Origin of the sequence: Rhizobium sp. RSm-3, assembly GCF_001854685.1 — a bacterium.
Lineage (GTDB): Bacteria > Pseudomonadota > Alphaproteobacteria > Rhizobiales > Rhizobiaceae > Rhizobium > Rhizobium ecuadorense.
Genome location: NZ_MAWZ01000009.1, coordinates 39,885 through 66,286 on the forward strand (window position 1 = coordinate 39,885; position 26,402 = coordinate 66,286).

Here is a 26,402-nt window from a genome sequence, read left to right on the forward strand (position 1 = left end):
GCGACCCCATTGCCGCGGCTCAAATCCGCGATTGTTTATGACAATTACATGACAGATCATGACGCCGCTGATTTGAGGGGAAAATTAAGAATGAAAGAAAAGAAGCGGGTCTACGAAGCTCTCGTAGACGGCGCCATGGAAGGGCTGACGGATCAGGCGCTCTATGATTTCGTCAAGGCGCGTTGTCCAAATGCCACCAGCAAGAAGATCGTCCGGGCCTCGCTTCTCGCTCTCATTGATCCTCATCTCAGGGACCGCAATATTCTCGACGTGATCTACGCCCTTGCGATCAAGCATCGGCTGGATGACGGCGAAGATGGGCTGGCTGCATCCGCGCGGGCGGCCAACCAGAACATGCCGCAGCTTTCCTGAAGCGCGACGCCTGCGTCTTCCGAGATAATCAGCCGCCGTCCGAAAGCCCTTCGAGGATCGGACAGTCCGGCCTGTCATTTCCGTGGCAGGCATGCACGAGGTGCTCCAGCGTGCGCCGCAGGTCCGAGAGCTCGCGGATCTTGCGGTCGATCTCGGCAAGCTTGGTCTCGGCGATCTCCTTGACGTCGGCGCTCGCGCGGGCTTTGTCCTCGTAGAGCGCCAGCAATTGCCGGCACTCGTCGACGGAAAAACCGAGACCGCGCGAGCGCTGCAGGAAGCGCAGCTTGTGGACATCGGTCGCGGCATAGTCGCGATAGCCATTGCCGCCCCTTTCGGGGCGGATGAGGCCGATATCCTCGTAGTAGCGAATGGTCTTCGCAGGCAGGCCGGAACGTTCCGATGCTTCGCCGATATTCATCGTCACCTCCTATAATTTTGCAAAGCGCAGTCTCAGCGCATTTGAAATCACCGAGACGGACGAGAGGCTCATCGCCGCCGCCGCGATCATCGGCGACAGCAGCAGCCCGAAGATCGGATAGAGCACGCCGGCTGCGACCGGCACGCCGAGCGCATTATAGCCGAAGGCGAAGCCGAGATTCTGGCGGATGTTGCGCATCGTCGCCTCCGCCAGCCGCCGCGCCCTGACAACGCCGGTGAGATCGCCCTTCACCAGGGTGATGCCGGCGCTTTCCATTGCAACGTCGGCGCCGGTGCCCATGGCGATGCCGACATCGGCGGCCGCGAGCGCCGGCGCATCGTTGACGCCGTCTCCGGCCATGGCGATGACGGCGCCCTTGGCGCGCAGTTCCTCGATCAGCGCGCTTTTGCCCTCCGGCAGCATATCGGCGCGGACTTCGTCGATCCCCAGGCTTTTTGCCACCGCACGCGCCGTGCGCTCGTTGTCGCCCGTCGCCATGATGATCTTCAGGCCGCTGTCATGTAGCGCCTTGATGGCCGCGGCGGTCGTCGGCTTGATCCGGTCGGCAACGGCGACGAGACCGGCAAGCGCGCCGTCGAATACGACGAACATCACCGTCTTGCCCTCACCGCGCAGGGCCTCGGTCTTCTCGGCAAGCGCCGAATGATCGATGCCGAGATCGGCAAGCATCGCCGCATTGCCGAGCGCCACCATCGTGGCGCCGGCAAGGCCCTGAACGCCCTTGCCGGTCTTGGCCTCGAAGCCGGTGACCTCGACGAAGGCGACGCCGCGCTCTTCGGCGCCGGACACGATCGCGTCGGCCAGCGGATGTTCGGAACCGCGCTCCAGGCTTGCCGCCAGCGACAGCAGCCGGTTTTCTTCGGTTCCACCGAAGGCGACGACGTCGGTGAGCTTCGGCTTGCCCTCGGTCAGCGTGCCTGTTTTGTCGACGATCAGCGTATCGACCTTGGAAAAACGCTCCAGCGCTTCGGCGTCCTTGATCAGCACGCCTTCGCCAGCCCCGCGCCCGGTTGCGATCATGATCGACATCGGCGTGGCAAGACCGAGCGCGCAGGGGCAGGCGATGATCAGAACGGCGACGGCGGCAAGCAGCGCATTGGCAAGGCTCGGTTCCGGGCCGACCGCCGCCCAGACGATAAAGGCAAGGATGGCCGCGGCGACGACCGCCGGCACGAAGAAGGCCGACACCCGGTCGACCGCGCCCTGGATCGGCGCGCGTGAGCGCTGCGCCTTGGCGACCATCTCGACGATGCGCGACAGCACCGTGTCGGCGCCGACCTTCTCGGCCGACATGACGAGGGAGCCGTTCTTGTTGATCGTGCCGCCGGTCAGTGCGTCGCCCTTCGATTTCTCCACCGGCAAGGGCTCGCCCGATATCATCGATTCGTCGACGGTCGACTGGCCCTCGAGGACGGAACCGTCCACCGGAACGCGCTCGCCGGGGCGCACACGCAGCCGGTCGCCGGCCTGGATCTCGTCCACCGGCACATCTAGCTCGCTGCCATCGGCATCGATGCGCCGCGCCGTCTTCGGCGCGAGATCGAGCAAAGCGCGGATGGCCGAGCCGGTACGCTCGCGCGCCTTCAATTCCAGCACCTGGCCGACGAAGACGAGGGCGACGATAACGGCGGCCGCCTCGAAATAGACCGGCACACCAGCACCATGGCCGCGGAAACTCATCGGGAAGATGCCGGGCGTAAGCGTGGCGACGAGGCTGTAGACATAGGCGGTGCCGACGCCGAGACCGATCAGCGTCCACATATTCGGGCTGCGGTTGACGAGGGACGCCCAGGCGCGCCGGAAAAATGGCAGGGCCGCCCACAGCACAACAGGCGTTGCCAGCAGCAGTTCGAGATAGGTCGCCTGCGGCTCGCCGATCATTTCCCTAAGCGGCAGGCCGAGCATCGGCCCCATGCCGAGGGCGAGCAGCGGCAGAGCCAGGATGGCGCTGACCCAAAGCCGTCGGGTGAAATCGACAAGTTCGGGGTTCGGGCCTTCGTCATCAGACGGAATGCCCATCGGCTCGAGCGCCATGCCGCATTTCGGGCAGTCGCCAGGCCGGTCGCTGACGACCTCCGGATGCATCGGGCAGGTATAGAGCGTACCCTTCGGCACCGGTTTTGCCGCCGGGCGTTTGCCGTCGCGATACGCTGCGGGATCGGCTTCGAACTTTGTCTTGCAAGCGGCCGAGCAGAAGTAGAATTTCTCGCCCTCGACTTTCAGAAAATGTTTCGCCGTCGAGCGATCGACGGTCATGCCGCAGACCGGATCCTTCGCGGTCAGGTACTCCTGCGGCGCGGCGGTAAACTTCGTCCGGCAGCCTTCCGAGCAGAAATGATAGAGGCGGCCGGCATGATCGAGCGAAGGCTTGCCGGCCTCTGGATCGACAATCATGCCGCAGACCGGATCACGGGTTATGACGTCGGTAGTCTTTTCCCCGCCATGGCCGCAGCAGCTGTGATCGCCGGCATGGGCGTGGCCGTGATGATGATCGTGATCGTGTTTGATATTCATGACTGTCTCCTATGCCCCAGGGGCAGTTGGAGAGACTTATCCACCTTCCAGCAACTGGAAGGTCAAGTGCCAATTTTGACGAGGCAGATTTTTCGAAGCCTTGTTGTCTCGGCCCAATCCTCAGATCGGGCTGATCAGCCCGACCGGCTGGCTGCCGAGCAGGGCGGCGACAGCAATGCTGCCGCCGGGTTCGATCGTCTTTCCGGTCACCAGGTCCGCTTTCAGCCCGTGAAGAGGGGAGGGGACGGCGATCGCCGTATCCTCCCAGAATTCCGGGCCGGCAAAGAGCACGCCCGGGTCGAGCCAGCCGAACATCAGCCGGGGTGCGGCGACGATAGCGAAATTATCCTTGTGCACCCGGGCAAAAGCCAGCACGTGCTCGCGCCGGCCGCCGGTCACCTTCAGCGGCAGATAGTCGCCTCTGGCAAAGAGCGCGGGTTGCCGCTGGCGCAGCTGCAGGCTGATCGCGATGATGCGCTGCTTCAATGCTGCCGCCTGAAGCTTGACGATCGGCCCGGCGTCATCAAGCCAGGCGGCCAGCAGCGCATGATCGATCGGCCGGCGGTTATCGGGATCGACGAGGCTGAAATCGAAACCCTCGGAGCCCTGGTAGATGTCGGGAATGCCGGGCGCCGTCAGCTTGAGCAGCGTCTGCGACAGGCTGTTGAGGTAACCCGCCGCGATGAAGGGCTGCAGCACCCTTTCGAAATCCTCGAGGAAGGCATCGTTTTCGGGTGGAACCAGCGCCGCCGCATAGGCCGTCACCGCTTCTTCGTAAGCGGCATCCTGTTCGATCCAGCCGGTGTGGAGTTTAGCCTCGCGCACCGCCTTGACCGCGTAATCGGTGAAGCGCGCGCGAAGGCCTTCCGTCTGCGCCCTATCGAAATCCTCCGGCCAGACGCCGGCCAGAGCCTGGTAAAGCATCCATTCGACATTCGGCTCCGGTGCCGCACCATTCGGCAGGTCCGTCAGCCAGGACCAGTTCATCTCACGCCAGCGTGCCACCGCCTGCACGAAAACATCCGCGCCCTCGCTTAAGGCGTAGAGCCTGGCGCGCGCATCCTCGCCACGTTTGGTGTCGTGGGTGGCGCTGGCCGAAAGCCCATGCGGCTGCAGCCGCGCCCGCTCGGCCATGCGGCGATGGAATCCCTCCGGGCCGTCGGGCGTCTTGCCCGGTTCGCCACCGACTTCGTTTGCCGCAAGCAGCCTGTTGTAGCGGTAGAACAGCGTGTCCTCCGTCGCCTTCGCCATCACAGGCCCGCTCAGTTGCTGGAAGCGGATACGGAACTCATGGGCGGCATCCCCCTCGACCTTGCCTTCGAGAAGCTTCAGCACATGGTCGAGCCCACGCCGATCATCGAGCCGGGCCATGGCTTGCGATGCGGTCGCGGCAAGGACAGCTGAATCCTGCCACGCGAGCGGACCGCCATCGCCATAGGTGCGGTAGACGGGGAAGGCGATCAGCAGTTCGCTCAGCGCCGTGGCGATCTCGTCTCTGTTTATCTCGGGAAAGATGCCCGCGGCGATCGACACCAGCCGGCCGGTTTCGCCGGCGAAATTGCGCTCGACCATCAGCCGCTTGGCAAGCCGCCGGCCTTCCTCGAGATCGCCCGTCTCGCCGGCAAGGCTGCGATAGGCATCGTCCAATCTGCGCAGACCGCCGCCGTCGATGAAGAGTTCGCTCAGCGCCGCGATGAACTCATATCCCGTGGTACCCGCGACCGGCCAGCTCTCCGGCAGCACTTCGCCGGGTCCGAGGATCTTTTCCACGACGATATAGCTGTCCGGCCCAACCGCGTCCCTCAGCCGGTCGAGATAGGCCTTGGGTTCGGCTAACCCATCGACATGGTCGATGCGCAGGCCCTGCACCTTGCCATGGCGCACCAGCTCGATCGTCAGCCGGTGCATGTCTTCGAACACGGAGGGGTTTTCGACGCGGGTTCCCACAAGCCCGGTCACCTCGAAAAAACGGCGATAGCTCAGATGCCGTGCCGCCTCCTTCCAATGGGTAAGCCGCCAATGCTGCCCCTCATGCAGGCTTTTGAGGAAATCGCGATCGGCTGAGATATCCTCGAGCTTTTGCCGGAGCACGGCGCGGTCACCGCCTTCGAAGAGGATGTCGCGCATGGCGCGGGCAAAGTCCTCGCCTGAGGTGACGGCTGCAGCCTCCGCCATTCTCGTTGCCACCGGATCGTCGAGCCGGTTTGCGATCGCGCCGTAACTGCTGGGGTTGAGCGGCAGCAGCGTCTCGAAATAGCCGAAGGCGAAGTTGCCATGCGTTTCGTCGAGGGTGATGCGCAGCTCGCCATTGGCCAGCGCCCGCTCGAAATCCTGGCCGAGCTGCGGCAGGGTCAGAGGCTCGCTCCAGTCGATGTCGAAGTAGCCGGCATAGGCGCTCTGCCGGCCGAATGCCAGCACGTTGCGCCACCAGACATTTTCCGGCGAGGCGGCCATGTGGTTCGGGACGATGTCCAAAATCAGTCCCATGCCCGCCGCAGCCAGGCTTTCCGTCAGCCGCTCGAACCCCGCCCGGCCGCCGAGCGCCGGGTCGATCTCATTGGCGTCGATGACGTCATAGCCGTGGGTCGAGCCGCTGGCGGCGGTGAAGATCGGAGAGGTGTAGAGGTGGCTGATGCCGAGCGTCTTGAGATAGGGAACAAGGCCGCAGGCGCGATCGAAGGTCATGCCGTTGCGGAATTGTATCCGGTAGGTCGCGGTCGGAAGGGTCATGAGGCCGTCTGACGTTGGAGGGAGACCCTTTCCAACGGTTGTGTCGGGGTTTTGGTTCCCTTACAGCGCCGCGCGTCTTTTCAGATGCGCAAAGGACGCTGTACATTTTTGAATCTACGCATCGTGCTTTCCGAAAATCGATTCCGATTTTCGGAAAGCACGATGCGCTAGTCGATGAAAACGCCCACGCTTGCGGCGCGCCCGGCCGAGTCGATAACGGTCAGTTTCGAGTAGCCGCCGCCGTCGGGCAGCCATTGCTGGGTGCGTCGGCGGGAGAGGTCGGGCAACGGCCTGCCGTTGGCAAGCCAGCGGAAGGGCGCGCGGCCGCCCTGCAGTTTCAGCATCAGCGGCGACAGGTCGCCGGCGCCGGCGCCGAGATCGATATGGGCGCCCTCGGGCGGATAGACGATCTGAGGCGCGGGTTCGCGGCCGGAGGCGACGAGCAGGCCGCTGGCATTCAGCGCAAAACGCCGCTGGCTGATCGGCAGCTCGGACTGGGCAATGCGCACGGCGCCAGCGGGCGGGCGGGGCAGCGGCATCGTTGATATGCCCGATTTGGCGAAGCCTTCGAAGAGGATGGGGGCGGCGGTGCCATAGCCGGTCAAACCCGGCACGGCGCTGTTATCGGGCCGTCCGACCCAGACGCCGAGCACATAGCGCCCGTCATAGCCGACCGACCAGGCGTCGCGATAGCCGTAGCTGGTGCCAGTCTTGTAGGCGATGCCGCGCTGAGGCGCGCCGGCGGGAGGAATGACGCCGGAGAGAATATCGGCGATGTTCCAGACCGCGACCGGCTCCAGCAGCGGTTCGCCGTCGAGCTTATCAGGTGTGCCGGTGATGCCGTCGCCGAGCCTTGCCGGCTGGCCGCGATTGGCAAGCGCCGTATAAAGCTGCACCAGATCCTTGAGCGTGATGCCGACGCCGCCGAGACCGATCGCCAGCCCCGGCGTTTCGTTCGGCGGCAAAGCCGGGCGCACTTCGGCGCGGCGGAAGCGCACCAGCAGCCGCGACGGCCCGACGGCGTCAAGCAGTTTGACCGCCGGCACGTTCAGCGATAGCTGCAAGGCCTCGCGCACGGTGACGTCGCCCTGATAGCTCATATCGAAATTGCGCGGCCGGTAACCGAAGAAATCGGCCGGCCGGTCCTCGATGATCGTCTCCTGGGAGACGAGACCCTGTTCGAAGGCGAGCCCGTAGATGAAGGGCTTCAGTGTCGAGCCCGGCGAGCGGTTGACGCGAGTCATATCGATCCAGCCGGAGCGGCTGGCGTCGAAATAATCGGCCGAGCCGACCTCGCCGATAATCGCGCCGGTCTGGGCATCGGCCATCACCATGGCAAGCGACAGCTTCGGCCCGAGTTTCATCGCCGCGGCCCGGGCGACCGCTTCCAGCCCCTGCTGCACTTGCTTCTTCAAGGTCGTCTGGTGCTTGAGGACATCAGGCTGCTTGCGCAGTGCGGCTTCGGCCACATGGGCGGCCAATGCCGGCAATTGCATGCGCCGCATGGGAACAGCGGCAGCCTCGGCCCGCTCCGCCTCGCCGTCGCCGATGGCCTCGGCCACGGCGGCCCGATCGAGCACGCGCTTGCGCGCCTCTTGCGCCGCGTGGAGATTGCGGTCCGGCCGGCGCCGTTCCGGCAGCTGCGGCAGAGCGACGAGCAGGGCAGCTTCAGCGACGGTCAGGCGGCGCGGCTCCTTGCCGAAATAGGCAAGGCTTGCGGCGCGCACGCCTTCCAGATTGCCGCCATAGGGCGCATGGGTGAGATAAAGGTCGAGGATCTGCTCCTTCGACAGCCGCCGCTCGATCTGCACGGCACGCGCCAGCTGCAACAGTTTTGCCGAAAGCGAACGTCCGGCGCGCGGCTCGATCAGCCGCGCCACCTGCATCGACAGCGTCGACGCACCGGAAACGATGCGGCCGTTGCGGATGAATTGCGTGGCTGCCCGCCCGAGCGCCCAGGCATCGACGCCGCCGTGATCGTAGAAACGCTGATCCTCATAAGCGATCAGCATGCGCAGGAATTGCGGATCGACGTCGGCAACTCCAGTCTTCAGCCGCCAGCGCCCTTCCGAAGTCGCAAAGGCGCGCAGCAATTGTCCATCGGCATCGAGCACCTCGGCGGAGACCACATCCGCTTTGTCGAGCGGCGGCGGAAAGGCTTTGTCGGCGGCATCGAGCGCGAGGAGACCTGCGCCGGCAAGAAGGATGCCGGCGGCGGACCCGATCGCAAACTTGCGCCACAGCCTCATTGTTGTGCCGCCACGACCTCCATCTTGCCGGTCGCGGTGCGGGCCGAGAGCTCCGGACGGTACATGTCCTCGACGCTTGCGGCCGGATGATCGTAGGTGCCGGGAGTGACGGCGCGCACGACATAGGCGACGTTGAATTCGCGGTTATCGTCCGCCGCGCGGTTGAAGGCGGCGACGAAGCGATCGTAACGGAATTCGGTATGGGCGGTGGAAATCTCGCCGATCCAGTCGAAATTCGTCATCTGGGCGCTGTCGACGAGGTTCGGATTGTCGATCTCGAAACCGGCCGGCAGCAGGTCGGTGATGACGATGCGCGACGGCCAGTCATTGCTTTCGCGCACATGGATGACAACGACGTAGCGTTCGTTCTGCTTGGCTTCGCTGACATTCGCCTCTTCGCCGTCGAGCGTGTAATAGCTGCGCTCGATGAGGAAGCCGTCGCCGCCGGCCGGCAGCGGCACGGTCGGGGCGGCAACGGTGGTGACAATGGCCGAGACCGTGTCGCTCGTCTGGTTGGTCAGCGTCAGCGGATGGTCGGCGAGCGCATCGCCGGTCATGCGTGCCATATAGGCGCCGGTGTGGGCCGCGCCGTTGACGTCGACCTTCAACCCGTCATCGCCGCCCTGGATGGCGCGGGCGGCAAGCAGCATCCAGGCTTCTTCCTGGGTGCTCTTGTATTTGCTACGGCCCCATTCCTTGGCGACGGCCTTGGCGAGATCCGGGACGACGGGCGGCACCGGCCGGCTTTCGGCGGCGAGCGCCAGGATCGCCGCGCCATCGCGCAGGATCGTGCCGTAATCGGTGCGCGACAGGTTCACCCGCGACACCATCGATTGCTGCGACATCTGCAGGGCGTCGAGGAAAAGGTTCTTCGAACGCTGGGCATCGCCGTAGAGCGCCAGTGCTGCGGCGATATGCGCCTTGGCAAGCGGCGTCGGGAAGTCGTTGATCATCGTATCGGCATAATAACGCAGATCGCTGATCGCCGCCTTCTTGTTGCGGGCAAGGACATAGATGGCATAGGCGATCTGGTCGCCCTGGCCCTTGATGTCGGTGGTGTAGGAGAGCGTGTTCTGCAGGTTTTCGAGCGCCTGCACGAAGGCCCTTTCCGGCACGTCGTATTTCATTTCGCGCGCCCGCGTCAGGAAATCGGTGACGTAGGAATCCAGCCAGACGTCGCCCGAATCCGGTCCCCAGAGGCCGAAGCTGCCGGCCGAGGCCTGGTAGGAAAGCACGCGGTAGATCGCATCCTGCACGCGCTTGCGCACGTCGTCGTCGTTTGCGATGCCGGCCTGCTTCGACACCTCGGCGAGGTATAGCAGCGGCAGCGCCCGGCTGGTGGTCTGCTCGGCGCAACCGAAGGGATAGCGGTCGAGCGTCATCAGCAGCGCCGGAATGTCGAAGGCGGCGGAACGGGTGACGTTGACGCTGATCGAAGCGCCGGGCAGCACGCTGTCGGCCAGCAGGTTCTTGTCGACGGTGAGCTTGGCCCCGGGCTTCAGCGCCAGCACCCTGCGTTCGGTGATCGGCAGGGATGACGGGCGCACCGGCACGTCGACGCTCTGGTCGAGCGACAGGCCGGAAGCGTCCGAAAGGTTGATCGAAACGCTGCCGGCGCCCGGCTGTTTGCCGATGAGCGACAGCGTCAGCTCGGATTTCGCCCCGGCTTCGAGGCGGATCGTCTGCGCGGCGGAGGCTTGTTCGATTCCGACCGCGTCATTGCCGGTCAGCTGCAGCTTGTAATCGCCGGCCGGCGCATCGGTGTTGGCGATGTCGAGGCGCAGATTGGCCCGGTCGCCTGGGGCGAGGAATTTCGGCAGGCTGGCGGTGACGACGACCGGATCACGGATGATGACATCCTTGACGCCGTGGCCGACACCGGTCTTCGACCATGCCACAGCCATGACGCGCGCCGTGCCGTTGAATTGCGGAATATCGAAGGAGACGTTGGCCTTGCCTTCGGCATCGAGCTTCACCGGCCCGGAGAAGAAGGCAACGAGTTTCTGTGTCGGCGGGCTTGACTGCAGCGCAATGGCGCCGCCGTCGCCGCCGGTCCTGAGCTTGCCGGTCGCACCCAGCGAACCGTCGATCAAGCGGCCATAAAGATCGCGGATTTCGAGGCCGAGCTGCCGCTGGCCGAAATACCAATCCTCCGGGTTCGGCGGTTCGTAGCGCGTCAGGTTGAGAATGCCGACATCGACGGCGGCTACCGTGACATAGGCATCCTCATTGGCGCCGGCACCCGCCACCTGCAGGCCGATATCCAACGGTCCGCGCGGCAGCATCTTTTCCGGCGTGTCGAGCTTGACCTGCAGTGCACGCTGTTCGGGATCGACCTTCAGCCATTTGATGCCGATCGAGCGCATCGGCATGTGGCTGTCCTGCGCGTCGCCGGGGCGGAAGAGTGTCGCGGTCACATAGGCACCGGCGCCCCAGTCCGCGGTGACGGGGATTTCGACCTCGCCGCCGGTCTCGCCGATCGCGGCATTCTGCACGGCGACGAGCTTTTCGGTTCCTGATGTCACCATCAGCTCGCCGCCGTAGCGCGAGGTGACCTTCAGCTTGGCGGTGTCGCCGATCTTGTAGCTGTCCTTGTCGAGGGCGATCTCAAGGCCATCAGGTGTTTCGGTCGAGGTCGAGGTGACGAACCAGCCGGCGTCGAATTCGACGCTGGAGGTCGGGCCGTCGGCATCCGGGCTTTCCACTTCGAGGCGATAGCGGCCCCATTTCACCGGCACGGAGATCCTGCCGCCGTCCATCGTCGCGTCGACGCTGCCGTTGGCAACCTGCTCGGCGGTATAGACCGGCTCGTATTTCCACGCCGTTCCCTCGCGATACCATTGGTACTCGCGGTTGAGGCTGTAGAATTTCCAGCGCAGGCCCTTGGTCTCCTGCTTCTGTCCGTTGGCATCGACGCCGATCACCGTGAAGTTGGCGATCGAGTTCTCCGGCAGCTCGTCGGAAAATTCCGGCTTGATGCCGATCGCGGCGCGGTCGCTCTTCACCGGAAGCACCAGCGAGCGCTCGATGGCGCGGCCGCCCGCTTCCTGCATTCTCACATAGACGGTGGCATTGAGCAGCTGTGTCGTTGCCGGCAGGTCGCCGACGGTCAGATCGGTCGTAGCTTCGCCGTTCTCGTCGAGTTCCGGCAGACCGTCGATCGGCAGGCGGGAATCTTCGTTCGCTTCTTCGTCGGCGAGCCCGAACAGGAAGCCCTTATAGGCGGCGCTCTCACGCGTCGGCTTGACGACGACGTCGCCTTCAAGCGTCAGGCCGACCGCCGGAGCGCCATAGAGATACTTGCCGGAAATGGTGATATGCGCCGGCGTATCCGGGCCGATTTCCTTGGCCTCGGTCTTGATTTCCATGTCGGTGCGATCCGGCACGAAATCGTCGACCAGGAAGCTCTTGCTGGCGATCGCGCTGCCCTTGGGATCGGTATAGATGTTCATCGTCCAGGTGCCGCGCATGGCGTTTTCCTGGGTGGCGAAATCGACGGAATAACCGCCGAGATTGCTGGTCTGGCTGACGATCCGCCGGTCTTCGACGCCATCGGGACGGCTGAAGATAAAGGTGAGCGGCAGGTTCTCGATGGCGTTGCCGTCGGTGTCGCGGGCAAGCGCCTGCGCATGCACCGTTTCGCCGGCGCGGTAGATGCCGCGTTCGGTGAAGGTCAGGACGTCGATCGCGCCGGGTGCGGCACGGCCGGTGACGCCGCGGTCGGAGAGGTCGAAGCCGGCTCGTGTCATGTCGAGGAAAACGTAGTCCGAGGTGCCGTTCCTGGCGGTGATGACGGCGGGCGTCAGCGCCGCCGTGCCGCGGATGAGGCCGGCAGTGAAGGTGGCGCGGCCGTTTTCGTCCGTGGTCGCGGTGCCGAGCACTTCATTGTTCTTGGCGAGAAGCTGCAGCTCGACGCCTGATATCGGCTTTGCCGAGGCGAGCGAACGGGTAAAGACATTGAGGCCGTCGGTGCCGGCATAGGTGGTGACGCCGATATCGGAGACCAGGAACCATTGCGTCGCCTGCGAATCCCACTCCTGCGCCGGGCCGTTCGGCGCCGTTGCCGTCATGACGTAGATGCCGGGCTTGCGCTCCGGCAGCGCCTCATCGACCGGGAAGCTGGTGACGATGTCCTTGTTGAGCTCGTTGGCGATGTCGATCGAGCCCTGCCAGACGAGCTCGCCGTTCTGATCCTGGATGTTCTGGGCGCTGTAGCCGTCGAGCTGGGTCAGGAACTGCGAATTGGTCAGGAGCGGCGCGATGGCGCGATCACCGATGCGGTAGAGCTTGAGGTTGGCAGAGGCGAGGTTGACCGAGACGATCGGGATGCCGCGGCGCGCCGTCGAGGGCAGCACGAAGCTGTCGCCGGTGAAGCGCACCATCTGGCTGCGGTCCTTGATATAGACGTCGATGCTGACGGGCGCTTCGAGCGCCTCGTCGACGGATGACGGCAGGCCGGTGCGGAAGGCGATCTTGTAGGTTTCGCCATGCGTCAGTCCCTCGACGCAGATCTGCTTGTCCTTGGTTTCGAGCGCCTTTGGGGCTGCGCCGTTCAGCGTCACGAAAGGCGTATAGTCGGTGGTCTTGATCAGCGCCTCGGAGAAGGTGACGCAGGCGCGCGGCGTGGCGCTGTCGGCGTCAACCGTGTGTTCGGTGATGCGGAAGCCCTGCGTTGCCTTCAGCTGCAGATAGGCCGCCTGCACATCGTCGGAGGCAACCAGCGCCAGGCTTGCCTTGTAGGCATAGAGCGCCGGGCGGTAATTGGCGTTTCGGTCCAGGGCGTCGGCCAGCACGGCGAGCGCCTCGGCGCGCTTGGGCTTGGTGCGCGTCAGCTCGTAGCCGTTCAGCGCGTCGAGCACGGCTTGGCCGCTCGTACCGCTCTCGGCGGTACCGAGCGAAGCTGCGGCGCGGGCGGTTTCGAGCCAGAGATCGGCGTCGTCAGGGGTGATCGACAGCGCGCCGTGGAAGGACTTGAGCGCGTCGGCCAGATTGTTGCCGGTGAGATCGAGACGGGCATTGGCGGTCAGGCTGTCGGCGCCCTGGCCCTGCTGGTCGTCGGTCAGCTCGAGATTGTCCTTGAAGTCGTGGGCCTGCTGGATCAGGTCGTTTGTCAGGAAGGTCAGGCGCGGCGCGGCGCCGAGATCCGGCTCCTTCTGGGCGGTGGTTTCGACGATCTTGCCGGCAATGGCGCCGGGGAAGGCGTTCATCGTCTTGAAATCGGATTTCAGGAAACACCATTTCACCTTGGGATTGTAGGTGAAGGCCTTGCAGCTCTTGTCGCCGATGCAGGAGGTCTTGCACTGATCGAGCGAGACGTTCTGCTCGGTGCGAAGATCGAAGCCGAAGAAATCGGCGTCCTTGATCGTCTGGATGTCGCGCTTGGTCTCCGCAGCGGCTGCGGGAAAACTGGCGGCGATCGTGGAAAAAAATGCGATTGTCGCGAAAGCAAAGAACGAGCGCACGGACATAGATTCCCCCCAAGGATACAGGCGATGCTGGCTCTGACCGGCGGCACTCTCGTCACTCTACGCGAGATTGTCAACTCGACTCGCGCGCTGTTTCGTCTTCGTACAGAAGCTTTCGTCCGGCTGTCACATCGGCGTGAGTGATCGCCTTGTGATTTGCGGCTTTCACAAGGATGAGCAAGGATTTGGGCAATCGCTGGAGGTAGCACCCATGTTCATGTCTTGCCGCCGCAGGAGCCTCGCCGCACTCCTGGCCGTCACTATTTTCTCAATCTCTGCGGGTGCCGCCGGCGCTGCCGAAGATGCCGTCGTCATCCCGCCGCCTGATGTCGACGAAGCGGGCGGGTCCGGCACCGAGACCGCCATTTTCGCCGGCGGCTGTTTCTGGGGTGTGCAGGGCGTCTTCCAGCATGTCAAAGGCGTCACAAGCGCCGTCTCCGGTTATGCCGGCGGTGAAGCCAAAACGGCGCAGTACGAAACCGTCGGCACCGGTGCGACAGGTCATGCCGAATCCGTCGAGGTGAAATTCGATCCCAAAGAGGTCAGCTACGGCAGGTTGCTGCAGATCTTCTTCTCGGTGGCTCATAACCCGACGCAGCTGAATTTCCAGGGCCCGGATCAGGGCACGCAGTATCGCTCGGCGCTGTTCGTCACCGATGCCGGGCAGCGCAAGATCGCCGAGCGCTATATCGGCCAGCTCGACAAGGCGCATGTCTTCGCCCAGCCGATCGTCACCAAAGTGTCCGACGCCACCGGCTTCTATCCGGCCGAGGGCTATCATCAGGACTTCCTGACGCTCAATCCAACCTATCCCTATATCGTCTATAACGACCTGCCGAAAATCGAGAATCTGAAGTCGCTATTTCCCGCCGACTATCGCAGCCAGCCGGTCCTCGTCAGGAAAGGCTCTAAGGGCTGATTACCCGTCAGGGAAGGATGTCGATGGGGGTGTGATCGGGGACGCGAGCCCAGATATCCTGCATTTCGGCGTTGGTGACGGCAATGCAGCCATCCGTCCAATCCCACAGCCGATGGGCTTGCCGGAACAGGCCCCAGCCGTTCGGAAGCCCGTGGATCATGATATTGCTGCCGGGCGGAAAGCCATTGGATTCGGCATTGCGCCGGTCTTCAGGGCCTGGATAGGAAATATGCAGGCTGAGATGCGCCATCGACTTGGGATTGCGCCAGTCGATTTCATAACGCCCTTCCGGCGTTTTTTCGTCGCCTTCCCGTTGCTTGGGACCCGCATCGGCAGCCTGCCCCAGGGAAATCCGGTAGGTCGAGATCGGAACATCCCCTTTGAGAAGGACCATGCGCCGCTCGGATTTATAAACGCGGATGAGGTCGGCCTGTTGCGCGAGCGGGGCTTCCGGAGGCGGTGAGCCCGAGCCGATCCTTGCCATCAATTTGGTATAGGCGAACAAGCTGACGATCACGATGGCCAGGACGATGAATTTGCTTCTCACCAGAATCCTCGATCTTCAAACCTACGGAATAGTCATATCGTGTCATCGCGCCCTCATCCAGAAGTGCGCGCTCAGTCCAATTTTTGCTTCGCCGACTTCTTGTTAAGAATTTATCAACGTTAACAATACTTTAATTGAGGAAAATCGCGTTCCGCCGCGGAACATATCGTCAAGTTGCCCGTTACGACAAGGAGTTTCGAGCAGGGACAGCTGCCGGAGCGGATGCCTCTTTCGAGTTATGGCGTAAACAAGGGGATGTATCATGGCCACCAATGTCGTGCGGCGCTGGCAACGAGATGATCTCATGAGACAGAGAGTATTGATCGTCGAAGATGAATTCCTCATCGCCCTGGATCTCGGGGCGACGGTGGAAGGCATGGGCATGCAGGTGGCAGGCCTTGCGAGCGATCGCGAACAGGCGCTGCGGCTGGCGCCGCTTGCCGATATCGCCTTCGTCGACGTCAATCTCGCCGACGGCCCGACCGGGCCCGAGATCGGCCGGCGGCTGGCGCAGGAGCACGGCATTGCGGTGGTCTTCATGACCGGCAATCCGGAGGTCGTCGCCGATGGCGTCAAGGGCGCGGTCGGGGTGGTGCAGAAGCCGGTCATGCCCTCCGTCGTCCAGCAACTGGTGAATTACCTTGCCGCGCGCCGCGTCGGCATGTTCGCAGTTGTGCCCTCACAGATGACGGTCTTTGCTTAACATCAAGGGCTTGAGCGATATGCCGGTCAGCCGGCTATGGCTGCAAGCTGCGGCGGCCGGCCGGCACCATCGGTTCCCGGCCTGCCATAGGCCTTGAGAAAGGTGCGGACGGCGTTGCGCGCCGCCTTCTCAAGCTGTTCATCGGTTGGCGTACCTCCGAACAGCGTCATCATCTGCAGGTCGGCATTGGCGAGCGCCACGAACTGCCGGGCGGCGACGTCGAAATCGTCGATGACCAGCGCGCCGGTATGAGCGAGCCGCGCGAGAAGCGCGGAGAGGGCGGTGGTCAGTTTGCCCGGGCCCTGCTGACGCCAGCTTTCGAACAGGTGCGGATAGCGCTCACCCTCGGTCTGCACCAGCTTGCGCAGGAATTTTCCGTCGTGATTGCAGATGCAGTTCTTGTTGAGGCGTACGGCAAAGGCCGTCAGCCCGTCCTCCAGATTGTCGGCATTCTCGGGGAAGCCCGACAGCACGGAGAAGAGCATGGCGTTGGCGCGGTTCATGACGTCCTCGACGACGGCGACGAACAGCGTCTCTTTTTCGCGGTAGTGATTGTAGATCGTCTGGCGGGAGACGCATGCGACGGCGGCGATCTCGTCGATGCTGGCGCCGGCAAAACCCTGGCGGCAGAAAACGTCGGCGGCGGCATCGAGGATCGACATGCGCTTGGCGCATTGTCCGCGCTGTGTATGCCCTCCCATCCGGATTGCCGGTGTCATGCGATCTTTCATGACGACGAAGATAAGGCGTCTTGACGTTTTAGACAATGGCGTCTAATTTTACATCTGTGTCCAAAATTTTTGACACGCTTGCTTCCCTGAAGATATGAGCTCCCAACCTCGTCTTCGCGCGAACGATCATCATTTGAACCCTTAAGAGCCATGCGGCGGAGCGAAGATTCGGCGCCTTCGCCCGCGCTTTTACGAAAGATCACCCTATGACGGCTTCCTTCTTTCGCATCGCCCTCATTCTCGGCCTGCTCTCGGCCATCGGGCCTTTCGCCATCGACATGTATCTGCCTGCGCTGCCCTCCATCGGCCAGGACCTCCATGCCGATAACAACGTCACCCAGCTGACGCTTCTCGCTTTCTTCATCTCCTTTGCGCTTGCCCAGCTCGTCTACGGCCCGCTGTCGGATATGTGGGGCCGCAAGCTGCCGCTCTATCTCGGCATTGGCGTCTTTGCCGTCGCCTCGATCGGCTGCGCGCTCTCGACCAATATCGAAACGCTGATCGCCTTCCGCTTCGTCCAGGGCATCGGCGGTGCCGCCGGCATGGTCATCCCGCGCGCCATCGTCCGTGATATGCATACCGGCGTGCAGGCCGCGCGCCTGATGTCGCTGCTGATGCTGGTCTTCTCGATCTCGCCGATCCTGGCGCCGTTGACCGGCAGCGCCGTCATCGAATTCTACGGCTGGCGCGGCGTCTTCTGGGCGGTGACGATTGCCGCCTTCATCGGCCTCGTCCTGCTCGCCACCCAGCTTGAGGAAACCCGGCCGGCCAAGGAGCGCAGCGGCAGCGGCCTCAAGAGCGCCATGAGCGCCTATCGGCTGCTGCTTGCCGACCGCAACTTCCTGACGCTGACCTTCATCGGCGGTCTCGGCATTTCGAGCTTCCTTGTCTATCTCGCCAATTCGCCCTTCGTGCTCATCCAGCATTACGGGCTGACGCCGACGCAATACAGCTTCGCCTTCTCGATCAATGCCGTCTCCTTCTTCGCGGTGTCGCAGGCTACCGGCTGGCTCGGCGAGCGTTTCGGCCTGGTGCGCGTCATGCGCATTGCCGTCAGCGCCTTCGCGCTGGCGATGGTCGTCATGGCAGTGGTGATGGCCTCCGGCTTCAACCAGCTGCCCGTCATGGCGAGCTTCCTGTTCATCGGCTACGGCTTTCTCGGCCTCGTCATCCCGACGAGCGCCGTGCTGGCCCTTGAGGATCACGGCGCCATCGCCGGCACCGCCTCATCGCTGATGGGCACGCTGCATTTCGTCATCGCCGCCGTCGCCATGGTGATCTCGAGCCTGTTTTTCGACGGCACGGCCGTTCCGATGGCCGCCGGCATCGCGCTCTGCGCCTTCGCAGCCTTCGTGCTGACCCAGGCGACGATCGGCCGCCGCGCCGCGGTTGCCGCCGCCGAATGATCAAAGACAGGCCGCACCCGGTTCCGCCGGATGCGGCCACCAACCAGGGTTGCGGCGTGGGAGAAAATACTTCGCGCAATTTAATATTGGTGGGTAGCGCTATCTACGCCTGACGAAGCATTGTCATTCCGGAGAAGACGCATGGTCGACGAGAAGCGGCTCATCTCGAAAATCACCTGGAAGCTGATGCCGTTTCTCGGCATCCTCTACCTCATCGCCTATATCGACCGGCAGAATGTCAGTTTTGCCAAGCTGCAGATGGTCGATGCGCTCGGAATGAGCGAATATGCCTACGGCCTCGGCGCTTCGCTGTTCTTCATCGGCTATTTTCTCTTCGAGGTGCCGAGCAACCTGTTCCTCGACAGGCTCGGCGCCCGCGTCTGGTTCGCCCGCATCCTGGTCTCCTGGGGTCTCGTCACCGTGGCGCTCGCCTTCACGCAGAACGCCACGATGTTCTATATTCTGCGCTTCCTACTCGGTGTCTGCGAAGCCGGCTTCTTTCCCGGCGTGCTCTATCTGCTGACGCTGTGGTTTCCTTCAGCCTATCGCGGCAGGATGGTCGGACTGTTCATGATCTTCAGCGCCATCGCCAATGCCGTCGGCGCACCGCTCGGCGGCGTGCTGCTCGATCTCGATGGTCTCTATGGTTTTGCCGGCTGGGAGTGGGTGTTCCTGGCGACCGGCATTCCCGCCGTCGTCGCCGGCATCGTCACCTTCTTCTATCTTCCCGGCCGGCCTGAGAATGCGAGTTTCTTGAGCAGCGAGGAAAAGGCCTGGCTCGAACGCCGGCTTGCTTCGGAAAATGCCGGCATGGGCGAAAATGCCGGAGACGGCTTCAAGGCGCTCATCGATCCGCGCGTGCTGCTGATGGCGCTCTGCTATATCGCCTTCCCGCTGTCGGCCTATGGGCTGAGCTACTGGCTGCCGACCATCGTCAAGGCCTTCGGCGTCAGCAACACGGTGAATGGTTTTCTCAACGTCATTCCCTGGCTGCTGGTGGCGGTGGCGCTCTATGCCGTGCCTGTCATGGCCGACAAGGCGCAGTCGAAGACACCCTATATCGTCATTCCCGCCTTTATCGGCGCCGCCTGCCTGCTGCTCTCGGCGCTGATCCCGAACCACACGCTGCAATTCGCCTTCCTGTGTGTGGCCGCCGCGGGGATCTTCGCGCCGCAGCCGGTGTTCTGGAGCCTGCCCTCGCGGTTCCTGAAGGGGGCGGGGGCCGCGGCCGGCCTTGCCGCCATCAATTCGGTCGGAAATCTCGGCGGTTTCGTCGCCCAGAACGTCGTGCCCTGGATCAAGGATGAAAGCGGCAGCACGATTGCGCCGATGTTCTTCCTGGCCGCCTGCCTTGCCGCCGGCGCCCTCCTCGTCTTCTTCGTCACGCGTCAGCTGTCGAGCCGGGAGGCTTCGGCGGCGCCGAGCCGGGTCTGAGGGCTTCAGCCGGTCAGCGTGAAAGCGTCGCTTTCGCCGGGAACGAGCTCCAGCGGCCAGATCCGGTTGCGGGCGCCCTGCGGATAGTGCTCGGCATAGGCCGGCATGCTGGCGAGCAGGGTTTCGCCGAGCTGGGCGCCGAGATCGCGCAGCGACATGCGGAACGAGGTCAGCGACGGCTGCAGGAAATGCGTGCGCGGCTCCTCGCGGAAACCGACGACGGCGAGATCGCGGCCGGGAACGATGCCGGCCTCTGCCAGCCGGCGGTAAAGCCCGATCGCCATCAGCTCATGGATCAGGATGATCGCGGTCGGCCGCTCCTCGATCATCAGCAGTTCGTGGCCGGCCTGATAGCCGCCCTGTTCGCTCGACTTGACGCGGATGACGAGCGCCGGGTCGAAGGCGATATCGTGGCGTTGCAGCGCCTGACGGTAACTGTCGAGGAAGATATAGCCGAGATTGATATCGGAGGAGGGGGCGGCCACCGCGATCCGCCGGTGGCCCTTGGCGACGAGCCGATCGACGCCGCGCGCCGCGACGCCCTCGAAATCGAGGTCCATCCAGGTATAGCTGCCGCCCGATGCGCTGCGGCCGAGTGCCACGAAGGGGATGCGGGCCTTTTCCAGGAGCTCGATGCGCCGGTCGGTGCGGCGGGTCGCCGAGATGATCAGCGCGTCGACCAGGCGGCGCGCCACCATGCGCTTCAGATATTCATGCGGATCCTCGTCATCGGGGCAGGGCAGCATGACCAGATCGAGCTTGTGGCGGGAAAAGACGCTCTGCAGCCCGTCGGTGACGCCGAGGAAGAAGTCGTCGCTGTTTTCCACCGTCTCACGGCTGACCTCGAGCATCAGCCCGATGACATTGGTCATGCCCTGGCGAAGGCTGCGGCCGGATTGATTGGCGACGTAACCGAGCTCTTCGGCGGCCGCCAGCACGCGCCGGCGCGTTTCGTCGTTGACGTCGGGCTTGCCGTTCAGCGCACGCGACACGGTGCCGATCGAAATGTCGAGATGCTCGGCGAGCTGGCGAATTCCCTTCATCCCTGGCGATCTTCCTCCCTTGCAGCGCCGCGCGTGATGACCCTTCTTGCCACATGACGACGCCTGCGAAAAGCTGGAAGGTTCGGCGGTGACCAATTCGGGAATGACGCGTGCGTAAGCCGGCGGCGCGTCCGCGTGCTATTGCTCTCAATTGCACGACAGAGGGCGGGTCGGGTGGAAGTTTTTGCGAAGGTACTGTCGTTATGATGACCGACCGATTCGCGCCAAAGGCTGCCGCCCACCCTAACCCGGTAAAAACGGGGAGAGGGGACGTGCCCCGCGAGAACGCTGGTGAGGGACGAACAGGTTGACGCATATACCCTTCGCCCCGCAAGCGGGAAAAGGTGGCGGCAGCCGGATGAGCGGCTCTCCTGGTCGGCATGCCGTTGATATGAACTAAAAAAACCGAGGCTGCGCAACGCAGCCTCGGCTGGGGGTCGAGCGGCGCTGATGAATTCAGCACCACTTCAAAAACTTCAGATCTACTCGCAGACCCGCACGGTTTCGGCGTGGTAGCCGCCGTCATAGCGGTTGCGGACGTCACGGTCCTCATACCAGCATCTCGGCTGGGGTTCGACATAGCGGGGGCTCTCCACATAACGCGGGCCTTCATCGACGTAGCGAGGGCCGCCGCCATTGACGAGTGCGCCGCCGATCAGGCCGCCGACGACGCCTGCGGCAACACCGCCGGCGATAATGCGGCCGGTATTGTTGTGGTGGTGATGGTCACGCGCGGCAGCGGGCTGAATAGCCGATCCAACAAGGGCCGTCGCGATCAACAGGCTGCTAACAATTCTCTTCATAATATTCTCCTCAGTGGTACCGGCCCCCGATTAAAAGGGAAATGCGGCAGCAAGGCGTTGGTTCGTTCAATCTTTGCAACATGCGTTAATGCATGTCATCCGCCTTTAGTCTTAGGTCGCCGATTGTGTCGCCGTCGTTTCTTCCAGCACCTCTTCGGGAATATCGTCGAAGGAGGCGTAGTTGAGGTTATAGAGCCTGGAATAGAGCTTGCCGTTCTTCATCAGCTGCCGGTGGTTGCCGCTTTCGATGATCTCGCCGTTCTGCAGCACGATGATGCGGTCGGCCTCGCGGATCGTTGCCAGGCGGTGGGCGATGACGAGGCCGGTGCGGTTTTCGAGCAGCTTGACCAGCGCCTTCTGGATCAGCATCTCGGTATAGCTGTCGATATTGGCGGTCGCCTCGTCGAGCACCAGGATCTTCGCATCCGCCACCAAGGCCCGGGCAAAACTCAGAAGCTGGCGCTGGCCGAGCGAGAGATTGCCGCCGCGCTCGCCGAGAACGCTGTCATAACCATCGGGCAGGCGCATGACGAATTCATGCGCGCCGACGGCCTTGGCCGCCTCGATCACCTGTTCGCGTGTCGCTTCCGCCTTGTGGTAGCGGATGTTTTCGAAGACGGTGCCGGTGAAGAGGAAGGGCTCCTGCAGCACCATGGCGATCTGCGCGCCGAGCGAATCCTGCGTCAGGTCGCGCACATCGTGGCCGCCGACCAGCACCTGGCCCTGCTGCACGTCGTAGAAACGATGGATCAGCGACATGCAGCTCGATTTGCCGGAGCCCGTCGGCCCGACCAGCGCCACCGTCTCGCCGGGATTGACCTTGAAGCTCACATCTTTCAGCACCGGGTGCTTCGGGTTGTAGCCGAAGACGACGTCCCTGAATTCGACCGAGCCGTCCATGTCGCGCGATAGCGCCTTGGCGTCGGGCGCGTCCTTGATGTCGACGGGCACGTCGAGCACTTCGGTCAGCCGCTGGCCGGAGGCCATGGCGCGCTGCATCACCGAATATTGCAGGGTCAGCGACCGGATCGGGTCGAAGAAGCGCTGGATGTAGAACAGGAAGGCGACGAGCACGCCGACATCGAGCGCCTGGTTGAGAACGCGGGCGCCGCCGACGACGATGACGAGCGCCATGGCGACGCCGGTCAGGCTGTCGACGATCGGCACCATCACCTGCGCATAACGCGCCGCCGTCAGATGCGTCCGCAAGTTCGCATGCGCCTTGTCGTCGTAAAGGGTGAAGTTGACGCCCTGCCGATCCATGCTCTGGACGGCGCGCACCCCGTGGATGGCTTCGGCGAGCGCGCCGGCCGCAACAGAATTGGTCTCATGGGCGGCCATGAAGGACTTGCGCGCGAGCGGCAGCCAGAACAGCCGGACGATGAACAGCACCGGCAGCACCGAGAGTGTCAGCAGCCCCAGCTTGAAATCGAGATAGAGCATGACGAAAACGATGCCGAAGAGCAGCACGATATCGCCGACCGAGAGAACCGAGGTCTCGAGGAACTCCTGCATCGAGTTGACGTCGCCCTGCAGACGCGACATCAGCCGTCCCACTTCGGTCTTGTCCATGAAGGAGAGCGAGACGCGCTGGAGATGCGAGAACATCGCCCTGCGGATATCGAAGAGCACGTCTTCCGCCACGCCGCCGACCAGCGTTTCCTGCGCGTAGCTTGCCGCATAGTTGATAAGGATGGCGATGGCGAAGGCGGCGATTGACCAGATCAGCGCCGAAGGGCTGCCGCCGGGCGCCATGCCGTGGTCGATGGCGTAACGGATGATCAGCGGGATCAGCAATTGCATCATCGTGAAGGTCAGGACGGCGACGACCGACCAGGCGACCTGGCGGCGATAGGGATGAACGAAAGCCCAGATGCGCTTGACGATGTTGCCGTCGAAGGCCTTGCCGAACATCTCCTCCTCGACGCGATGCGAACCGACCACCGCCCGCGGGGGGCGGCGCCCGTCCTCGCGAACGTCGGGACGCTCGGTTTCCAGTTCCTCGGCCATCGTCGTTCCTCCTGCGGCCATGACGTCGGGTGGCCTGCATCTCATTGCTTTTCCTCTTCTCCCCAGCGGGGAGAAGGTGCCCGGAGGGCGGATGAGGGGGCCGCACGGCACGCCCTTATTTGCCCTTCGCTTCCGCTCAGCGCGCTCGTCGCTATCGCGCCTCGCCCCCTCATCGCCTCGCTTTGCTCGGCACTTCTCCCCGATGGGGAGAAGAGAGGATTACGCGCTCAACACCTCGTCGCCCGGCCGCACCTGCAGCTCATAGAGCGCCTTGTAGCGTCCGCCGAGCGCCAGCAGCGCCGCATGGGTTCCGCGCTCGACGATCTTTCCGTCTTCGACGAACAGGATCTGGTCGGCATGCATCAGCGAGCTCAGGCGATGGGCAACGATGATCGTCACGCGGTCGGCGGCATAGCGGCGCATGGCGCTGCGGATGCGCTGCTCGGTGGCCGCGTCGATCGCCGCGGTGGAATCGTCGAACACCATCACCGCCGGCTTCAGCATCAGCGCGCGGGCGATCGAAAGACGCTGCCGCTGGCCGCCGGACAGCGACACACCGCGCTCGCCGACGACAGTGCCATAGCCAGTGGGAAGGCCGAGCACGTAATTGTGCAGCTGGGCGCTTTCACTGGCGCGTTCGATGCGGCCTTCCTTCGCCCAGGGGTCGCCATAGGCGATGTTGTTTTCGATCGTCGTGGTGAACAGGAAGGAATCCTGCTGCACGACGGCAATCGCCCGGCGCAGCGATTGCAGCGTCGCCTTGCGGATGTCCTGGCCGTCGAGGGTGATCTTGCCACCGCTGACGTCGTAGAAGCGGGGGATCAGATGGGCGATCGTCGACTTGCCGCTGCCGGGCGGCCCGACGATGCCGATCGTCTGGCCGCGCCTGGCTTCGAAGGAGACGTCGTGGAGCACAGTGCGTTTTTCCGAACCCGGATAGGCGAAGCTGACATTCTCGAAGCGCAGCACGCCATCGGTAAGGTTCAGTTGCCGCGCATCCGGCGCATCCTTGATTGCGATGTCGAGATCGAGCAGGTTGAAGAGCCGCGTGCCGCAGGTCGAGGCGCGGGCAAAGGCATTGACCATCAGGCCGAGCTGGCGCACCGGCATCTGCAGGATGGTCATGAAGGTCAGGAACGAGGCGAGCGTGCCGACGGTGATCTCGCCCGACATCACCTTGCCGCCGCCGACGAAAAGCACCAAGCCCATCGCCGCGAAGAAGGAGAAGGTCATGGCGCTGGTATTCGTCACGCGGATGCCGACACGCTGATGCGCGAGCGCCAGCGCGTTTTTCGAGGCCGCCTCGAATTTCGACAGCTCGTGGTCCTGTGCGGCAAAGGCGCGCACGACGCGGATGCCGCCGAGATTTTCCTCCATGATGCGGGTCAGCACCGACAGCCGCTCCTGCAGGTCGAGCCAGGTGGCGCGCAGCCTCAGCTGCGTCACCGAGGAGCGCCAGCCGACGAAGGGTACGAAGGAGAGCGCCAGCAGGCCGAGCACCATGTCGGTCGACAGCAGCATATAAGCGCCGATGCCGATCAGGATCGACAGCAGGATCATCCGGACGAGCGCTGTCGAAAAATACATGCGCACGCCTTCGAGATCGAGCAGGCCGATGGTGATCAGATCGCCGGAGTGTACGGTGTCGTGAAAGCTGAAAGAGAGGCGCTGGATCTTTTCGTAGCAGGCCAGCCGCAATTCGTAGCCGATGTGATGACCAACGGCTTCGCTGTAATAGTTCTGAACCATGGTGAAGAGGCCGCGCAGCACGCTGGCGCCGAGCAGAAGCAGCGCCGTGGTCAGAAGCGCGTCCTGCGCCGCCTGGCCCGCGGCGCCGCCGCTCATCGCCATCTGCGTGTGGTCGACCGCCTGGCCGAGAAGGCGGGGGATCATCAGCTGGAAGGTGGAGGCGACCAGCGTGGCGCCGATCGCAAAGCCCGATTGCCAGGGGTGGCGGAAGGCCATCATGGTGATGCGCACCAATGTGAAGAGGCCTCGGCCCCAGCCTGCCGCAGTTGCAAGCGCCATCGAAGCCGAAGGCTTCGTCGCGCGTATTAACGCATCGCTGCTCACGGTGTTTTTTCCAATAGATGTGTGGTCGGACGCTGGCCCGAAAAGACGGCAAATCCATGAAAGGATTGATAGCACCGTCACTTTTGCCGATTCCATTTGGGGGTTCAAGTAAAGAATTCACCAACTGGTTATTTTTACGTGAGCGCCCCTCGCATCCGGACGGGAACAATCGGCGCGCGTGTGGGTTGCAGCAGGCAAACCCTGTCGGGCAACCGTTACCGGAGAGAGACCCATGCCACTGAAAGCCCTCGCTCTCAATGCCACACTCAAGATGACCAACGCCAAGGAGCCGTCTTCGACCGACCGGATGATCGGTCTCATCGACAAGGCGCTGTCGGCCTATGACGTCAAGACGGAAGTGCTCCGGCTTGCCGACTTCAACGTCAAGCCGGGCGTCACATCGGACGAAGGCGAAGGCGATGACTGGCCGGATATTCGCGCCAAGCTGCTCGCCGCCGACATCCTGATCATGGCGACGCCGATCTGGCTCGGCCAGCCGTCGAGCGTCTGCAAGCGGGCGCTGGAGCGCATGGACGCCTTCCTCGACGAGACCGACGATCAGGGCCGCATGGTCTCCTACGGCAGGGTCGCGGCCGTCGCCGTCGTCGGCAACGAGGATGGCGCCCATCATGTGTCGGCCGAACTCTACCAGGCACTGAACGACGTCGGCTTCACCATTCCGGCCAATGCCGTCGCCTACTGGGTCGGCGAGGCGATGGGTTCCAGGAATTTCGTCGATCTCGACAAGGTGCCGAAGGTCGTGACGACAGCCGTCGACATGCTGGCGCGCAACACGGCACATCTGGCGGGCCTGTTGAAGGCCAAGCAATATCCGGGCGAGGACGGCTGAAGTCGGCCCGTCTAAATCGTTTACTTTCAAAAGCTTGAACCCTCGTGGCAACAAAGCTCTTGCCACGGGCGCCGTTTGGCGCTTTGATACACGACTAGTTTGATAGACTATAGA

The 26,402-nt window shown here is 63.5% G+C and carries 17 protein-coding genes; 6 read left to right on the plus strand and 11 right to left on the minus strand.

All coding sequences use genetic code 11. The features are described 5' to 3' along the window. Positions 1-90 precede the first annotated feature (90 nt). A complete protein-coding gene (locus BBJ66_RS11415; protein ID WP_049736334.1) occupies positions 91-372 on the plus strand; it encodes a hypothetical protein in 282 nt (93 codons plus the stop codon). Between the two features lie 28 nt (positions 373-400). Here the strand turns inward: BBJ66_RS11415 and cueR are convergent, their stop codons facing one another. From cueR to BBJ66_RS11440, 5 genes are all read right to left on the minus strand, one after another. After that, entirely contained in the window at positions 401-790 is a 390-nt protein-coding gene (cueR, locus tag BBJ66_RS11420) for a Cu(I)-responsive transcriptional regulator (protein ID WP_071087038.1), read from the minus strand. A 9-nt stretch (positions 791-799) separates the two neighbouring features. Then, positions 800-3,325: a heavy metal translocating P-type ATPase gene (locus BBJ66_RS11425; RefSeq protein WP_071087040.1), complete on the minus strand. Its 2,526-nt coding sequence runs from the start codon at positions 3,323-3,325 to the stop codon at positions 800-802. Between the two features lie 120 nt (positions 3,326-3,445). After that, on the minus strand, positions 3,446-6,055 hold the full coding sequence (gene treY / locus BBJ66_RS11430; protein ID WP_071087042.1) for a malto-oligosyltrehalose synthase: 2,610 nt from the start codon (positions 6,053-6,055) through the stop codon (positions 3,446-3,448). 167 nt (positions 6,056-6,222) lie between these two features. After that, positions 6,223-8,304: a penicillin-binding protein 1C gene (pbpC, locus tag BBJ66_RS11435; protein WP_071087044.1), complete on the minus strand. Its 2,082-nt coding sequence runs from the start codon at positions 8,302-8,304 to the stop codon at positions 6,223-6,225. Then, positions 8,301-13,772 carry an alpha-2-macroglobulin family protein gene (locus BBJ66_RS11440; protein WP_071087046.1) on the minus strand — a complete coding sequence of 1,824 codons (5,472 nt, stop codon included), beginning with the start codon at positions 13,770-13,772 and terminating at the stop codon, positions 8,301-8,303. Before BBJ66_RS11440 ends, pbpC begins: the two co-directional genes overlap by 4 nt. 208 nt (positions 13,773-13,980) lie before the next feature. Between BBJ66_RS11440 and msrA the strand changes: the two genes are divergently transcribed. After that, positions 13,981-14,688 (plus strand): peptide-methionine (S)-S-oxide reductase MsrA, encoded by a 708-nt coding sequence (gene msrA / locus BBJ66_RS11445; protein WP_049736340.1) that lies wholly within the window; start codon positions 13,981-13,983, stop codon positions 14,686-14,688. Between the two features lie 7 nt (positions 14,689-14,695). Here the strand turns inward: msrA and BBJ66_RS11450 are convergent, their stop codons facing one another. After that, positions 14,696-15,235 carry a L,D-transpeptidase family protein gene (locus BBJ66_RS11450; protein ID WP_071087048.1) on the minus strand — a complete coding sequence of 180 codons (540 nt, stop codon included), beginning with the start codon at positions 15,233-15,235 and terminating at the stop codon, positions 14,696-14,698. Between the two features lie 262 nt (positions 15,236-15,497). On the opposite strand from BBJ66_RS11450, the gene BBJ66_RS11455 reads away from it, so the two are divergent. Further along, positions 15,498-15,938 (plus strand): response regulator, encoded by a 441-nt coding sequence (locus tag BBJ66_RS11455; protein WP_049736342.1) that lies wholly within the window; start codon positions 15,498-15,500, stop codon positions 15,936-15,938. Between the two features lie 26 nt (positions 15,939-15,964). Here BBJ66_RS11455 and BBJ66_RS11460 read toward each other — a convergent pair whose 3' ends face one another. Further along, positions 15,965-16,705 (minus strand): TetR/AcrR family transcriptional regulator, encoded by a 741-nt coding sequence (locus BBJ66_RS11460; protein ID WP_083335548.1) that lies wholly within the window; start codon positions 16,703-16,705, stop codon positions 15,965-15,967. A gap of 170 nt (positions 16,706-16,875) precedes the next feature. Between BBJ66_RS11460 and BBJ66_RS11465 the strand changes: the two genes are divergently transcribed. Together BBJ66_RS11465 and BBJ66_RS11470 are read left to right on the plus strand one after the other, a co-directional pair. After that, positions 16,876-18,075 (plus strand): multidrug effflux MFS transporter, encoded by a 1,200-nt coding sequence (locus BBJ66_RS11465; RefSeq protein WP_071087051.1) that lies wholly within the window; start codon positions 16,876-16,878, stop codon positions 18,073-18,075. Between the two features lie 141 nt (positions 18,076-18,216). Then, on the plus strand, positions 18,217-19,509 hold the full coding sequence (locus BBJ66_RS11470) for an MFS transporter (protein ID WP_071087053.1): 1,293 nt from the start codon (positions 18,217-18,219) through the stop codon (positions 19,507-19,509). 5 nt (positions 19,510-19,514) lie between these two features. On the opposite strand, the gene BBJ66_RS11475 is transcribed toward BBJ66_RS11470, so the two are convergent. The 4 genes from BBJ66_RS11475 to BBJ66_RS11490 form a co-directional block, all read right to left on the minus strand. Then, entirely contained in the window at positions 19,515-20,552 is a 1,038-nt protein-coding gene (locus tag BBJ66_RS11475; RefSeq protein WP_071087055.1) for a LacI family DNA-binding transcriptional regulator, read from the minus strand. A gap of 482 nt (positions 20,553-21,034) precedes the next feature. After that, positions 21,035-21,355, minus strand: coding sequence for a hypothetical protein (locus BBJ66_RS11480; RefSeq protein ID WP_071087056.1), 321 nt, complete (start codon positions 21,353-21,355; stop codon positions 21,035-21,037). A 111-nt stretch (positions 21,356-21,466) separates the two neighbouring features. Continuing rightward, the gene (locus BBJ66_RS11485) at positions 21,467-23,365 is read right to left on the minus strand and encodes an ABC transporter ATP-binding protein (protein ID WP_071087058.1); all 1,899 of its coding nucleotides are present in this window, start codon (positions 23,363-23,365) and stop codon (positions 21,467-21,469) included. 219 nt (positions 23,366-23,584) lie between these two features. Further along, entirely contained in the window at positions 23,585-25,546 is a 1,962-nt protein-coding gene (locus tag BBJ66_RS11490) for an ABC transporter ATP-binding protein (RefSeq protein ID WP_190238084.1), read from the minus strand. A 124-nt stretch (positions 25,547-25,670) separates the two neighbouring features. Between BBJ66_RS11490 and BBJ66_RS11495 the strand changes: the two genes are divergently transcribed. Then, the gene (locus tag BBJ66_RS11495; RefSeq protein ID WP_071087062.1) at positions 25,671-26,288 is read left to right on the plus strand and encodes a flavodoxin family protein; all 618 of its coding nucleotides are present in this window, start codon (positions 25,671-25,673) and stop codon (positions 26,286-26,288) included. Positions 26,289-26,402 lie beyond the last annotated feature (114 nt).

Coding starts and splice junctions, on each gene's coding strand:
- BBJ66_RS11425 (WP_071087040.1), bottom strand. CDS start 3,325: ATGAATATCAAACACGATCACGATCATCATCACGGCCACGCCCATGCC.
- BBJ66_RS11480 (WP_071087056.1), bottom strand. CDS start 21,355: ATGAAGAGAATTGTTAGCAGCCTGTTGATCGCGACGGCCCTTGTTGGA.
- BBJ66_RS11495 (WP_071087062.1), top strand. CDS start 25,671: ATGCCACTGAAAGCCCTCGCTCTCAATGCCACACTCAAGATGACCAAC.
- BBJ66_RS11465 (WP_071087051.1), top strand. CDS start 16,876: ATGACGGCTTCCTTCTTTCGCATCGCCCTCATTCTCGGCCTGCTCTCG.
- BBJ66_RS11475 (WP_071087055.1), bottom strand. CDS start 20,552: ATGAAGGGAATTCGCCAGCTCGCCGAGCATCTCGACATTTCGATCGGC.
- cueR (WP_071087038.1), bottom strand. CDS start 790: ATGAATATCGGCGAAGCATCGGAACGTTCCGGCCTGCCTGCGAAGACC.
- msrA (WP_049736340.1), top strand. CDS start 13,981: ATGTTCATGTCTTGCCGCCGCAGGAGCCTCGCCGCACTCCTGGCCGTC.
- BBJ66_RS11485 (WP_071087058.1), bottom strand. CDS start 23,365: ATGGCCGAGGAACTGGAAACCGAGCGTCCCGACGTTCGCGAGGACGGG.
- BBJ66_RS11455 (WP_049736342.1), top strand. CDS start 15,498: ATGGCCACCAATGTCGTGCGGCGCTGGCAACGAGATGATCTCATGAGA.
- BBJ66_RS11440 (WP_071087046.1), bottom strand. CDS start 13,772: ATGTCCGTGCGCTCGTTCTTTGCTTTCGCGACAATCGCATTTTTTTCC.
- pbpC (WP_071087044.1), bottom strand. CDS start 8,304: ATGAGGCTGTGGCGCAAGTTTGCGATCGGGTCCGCCGCCGGCATCCTT.
- treY (WP_071087042.1), bottom strand. CDS start 6,055: ATGACCCTTCCGACCGCGACCTACCGGATACAATTCCGCAACGGCATG.
- BBJ66_RS11415 (WP_049736334.1), top strand. CDS start 91: ATGAAAGAAAAGAAGCGGGTCTACGAAGCTCTCGTAGACGGCGCCATG.
- BBJ66_RS11470 (WP_071087053.1), top strand. CDS start 18,217: ATGGTCGACGAGAAGCGGCTCATCTCGAAAATCACCTGGAAGCTGATG.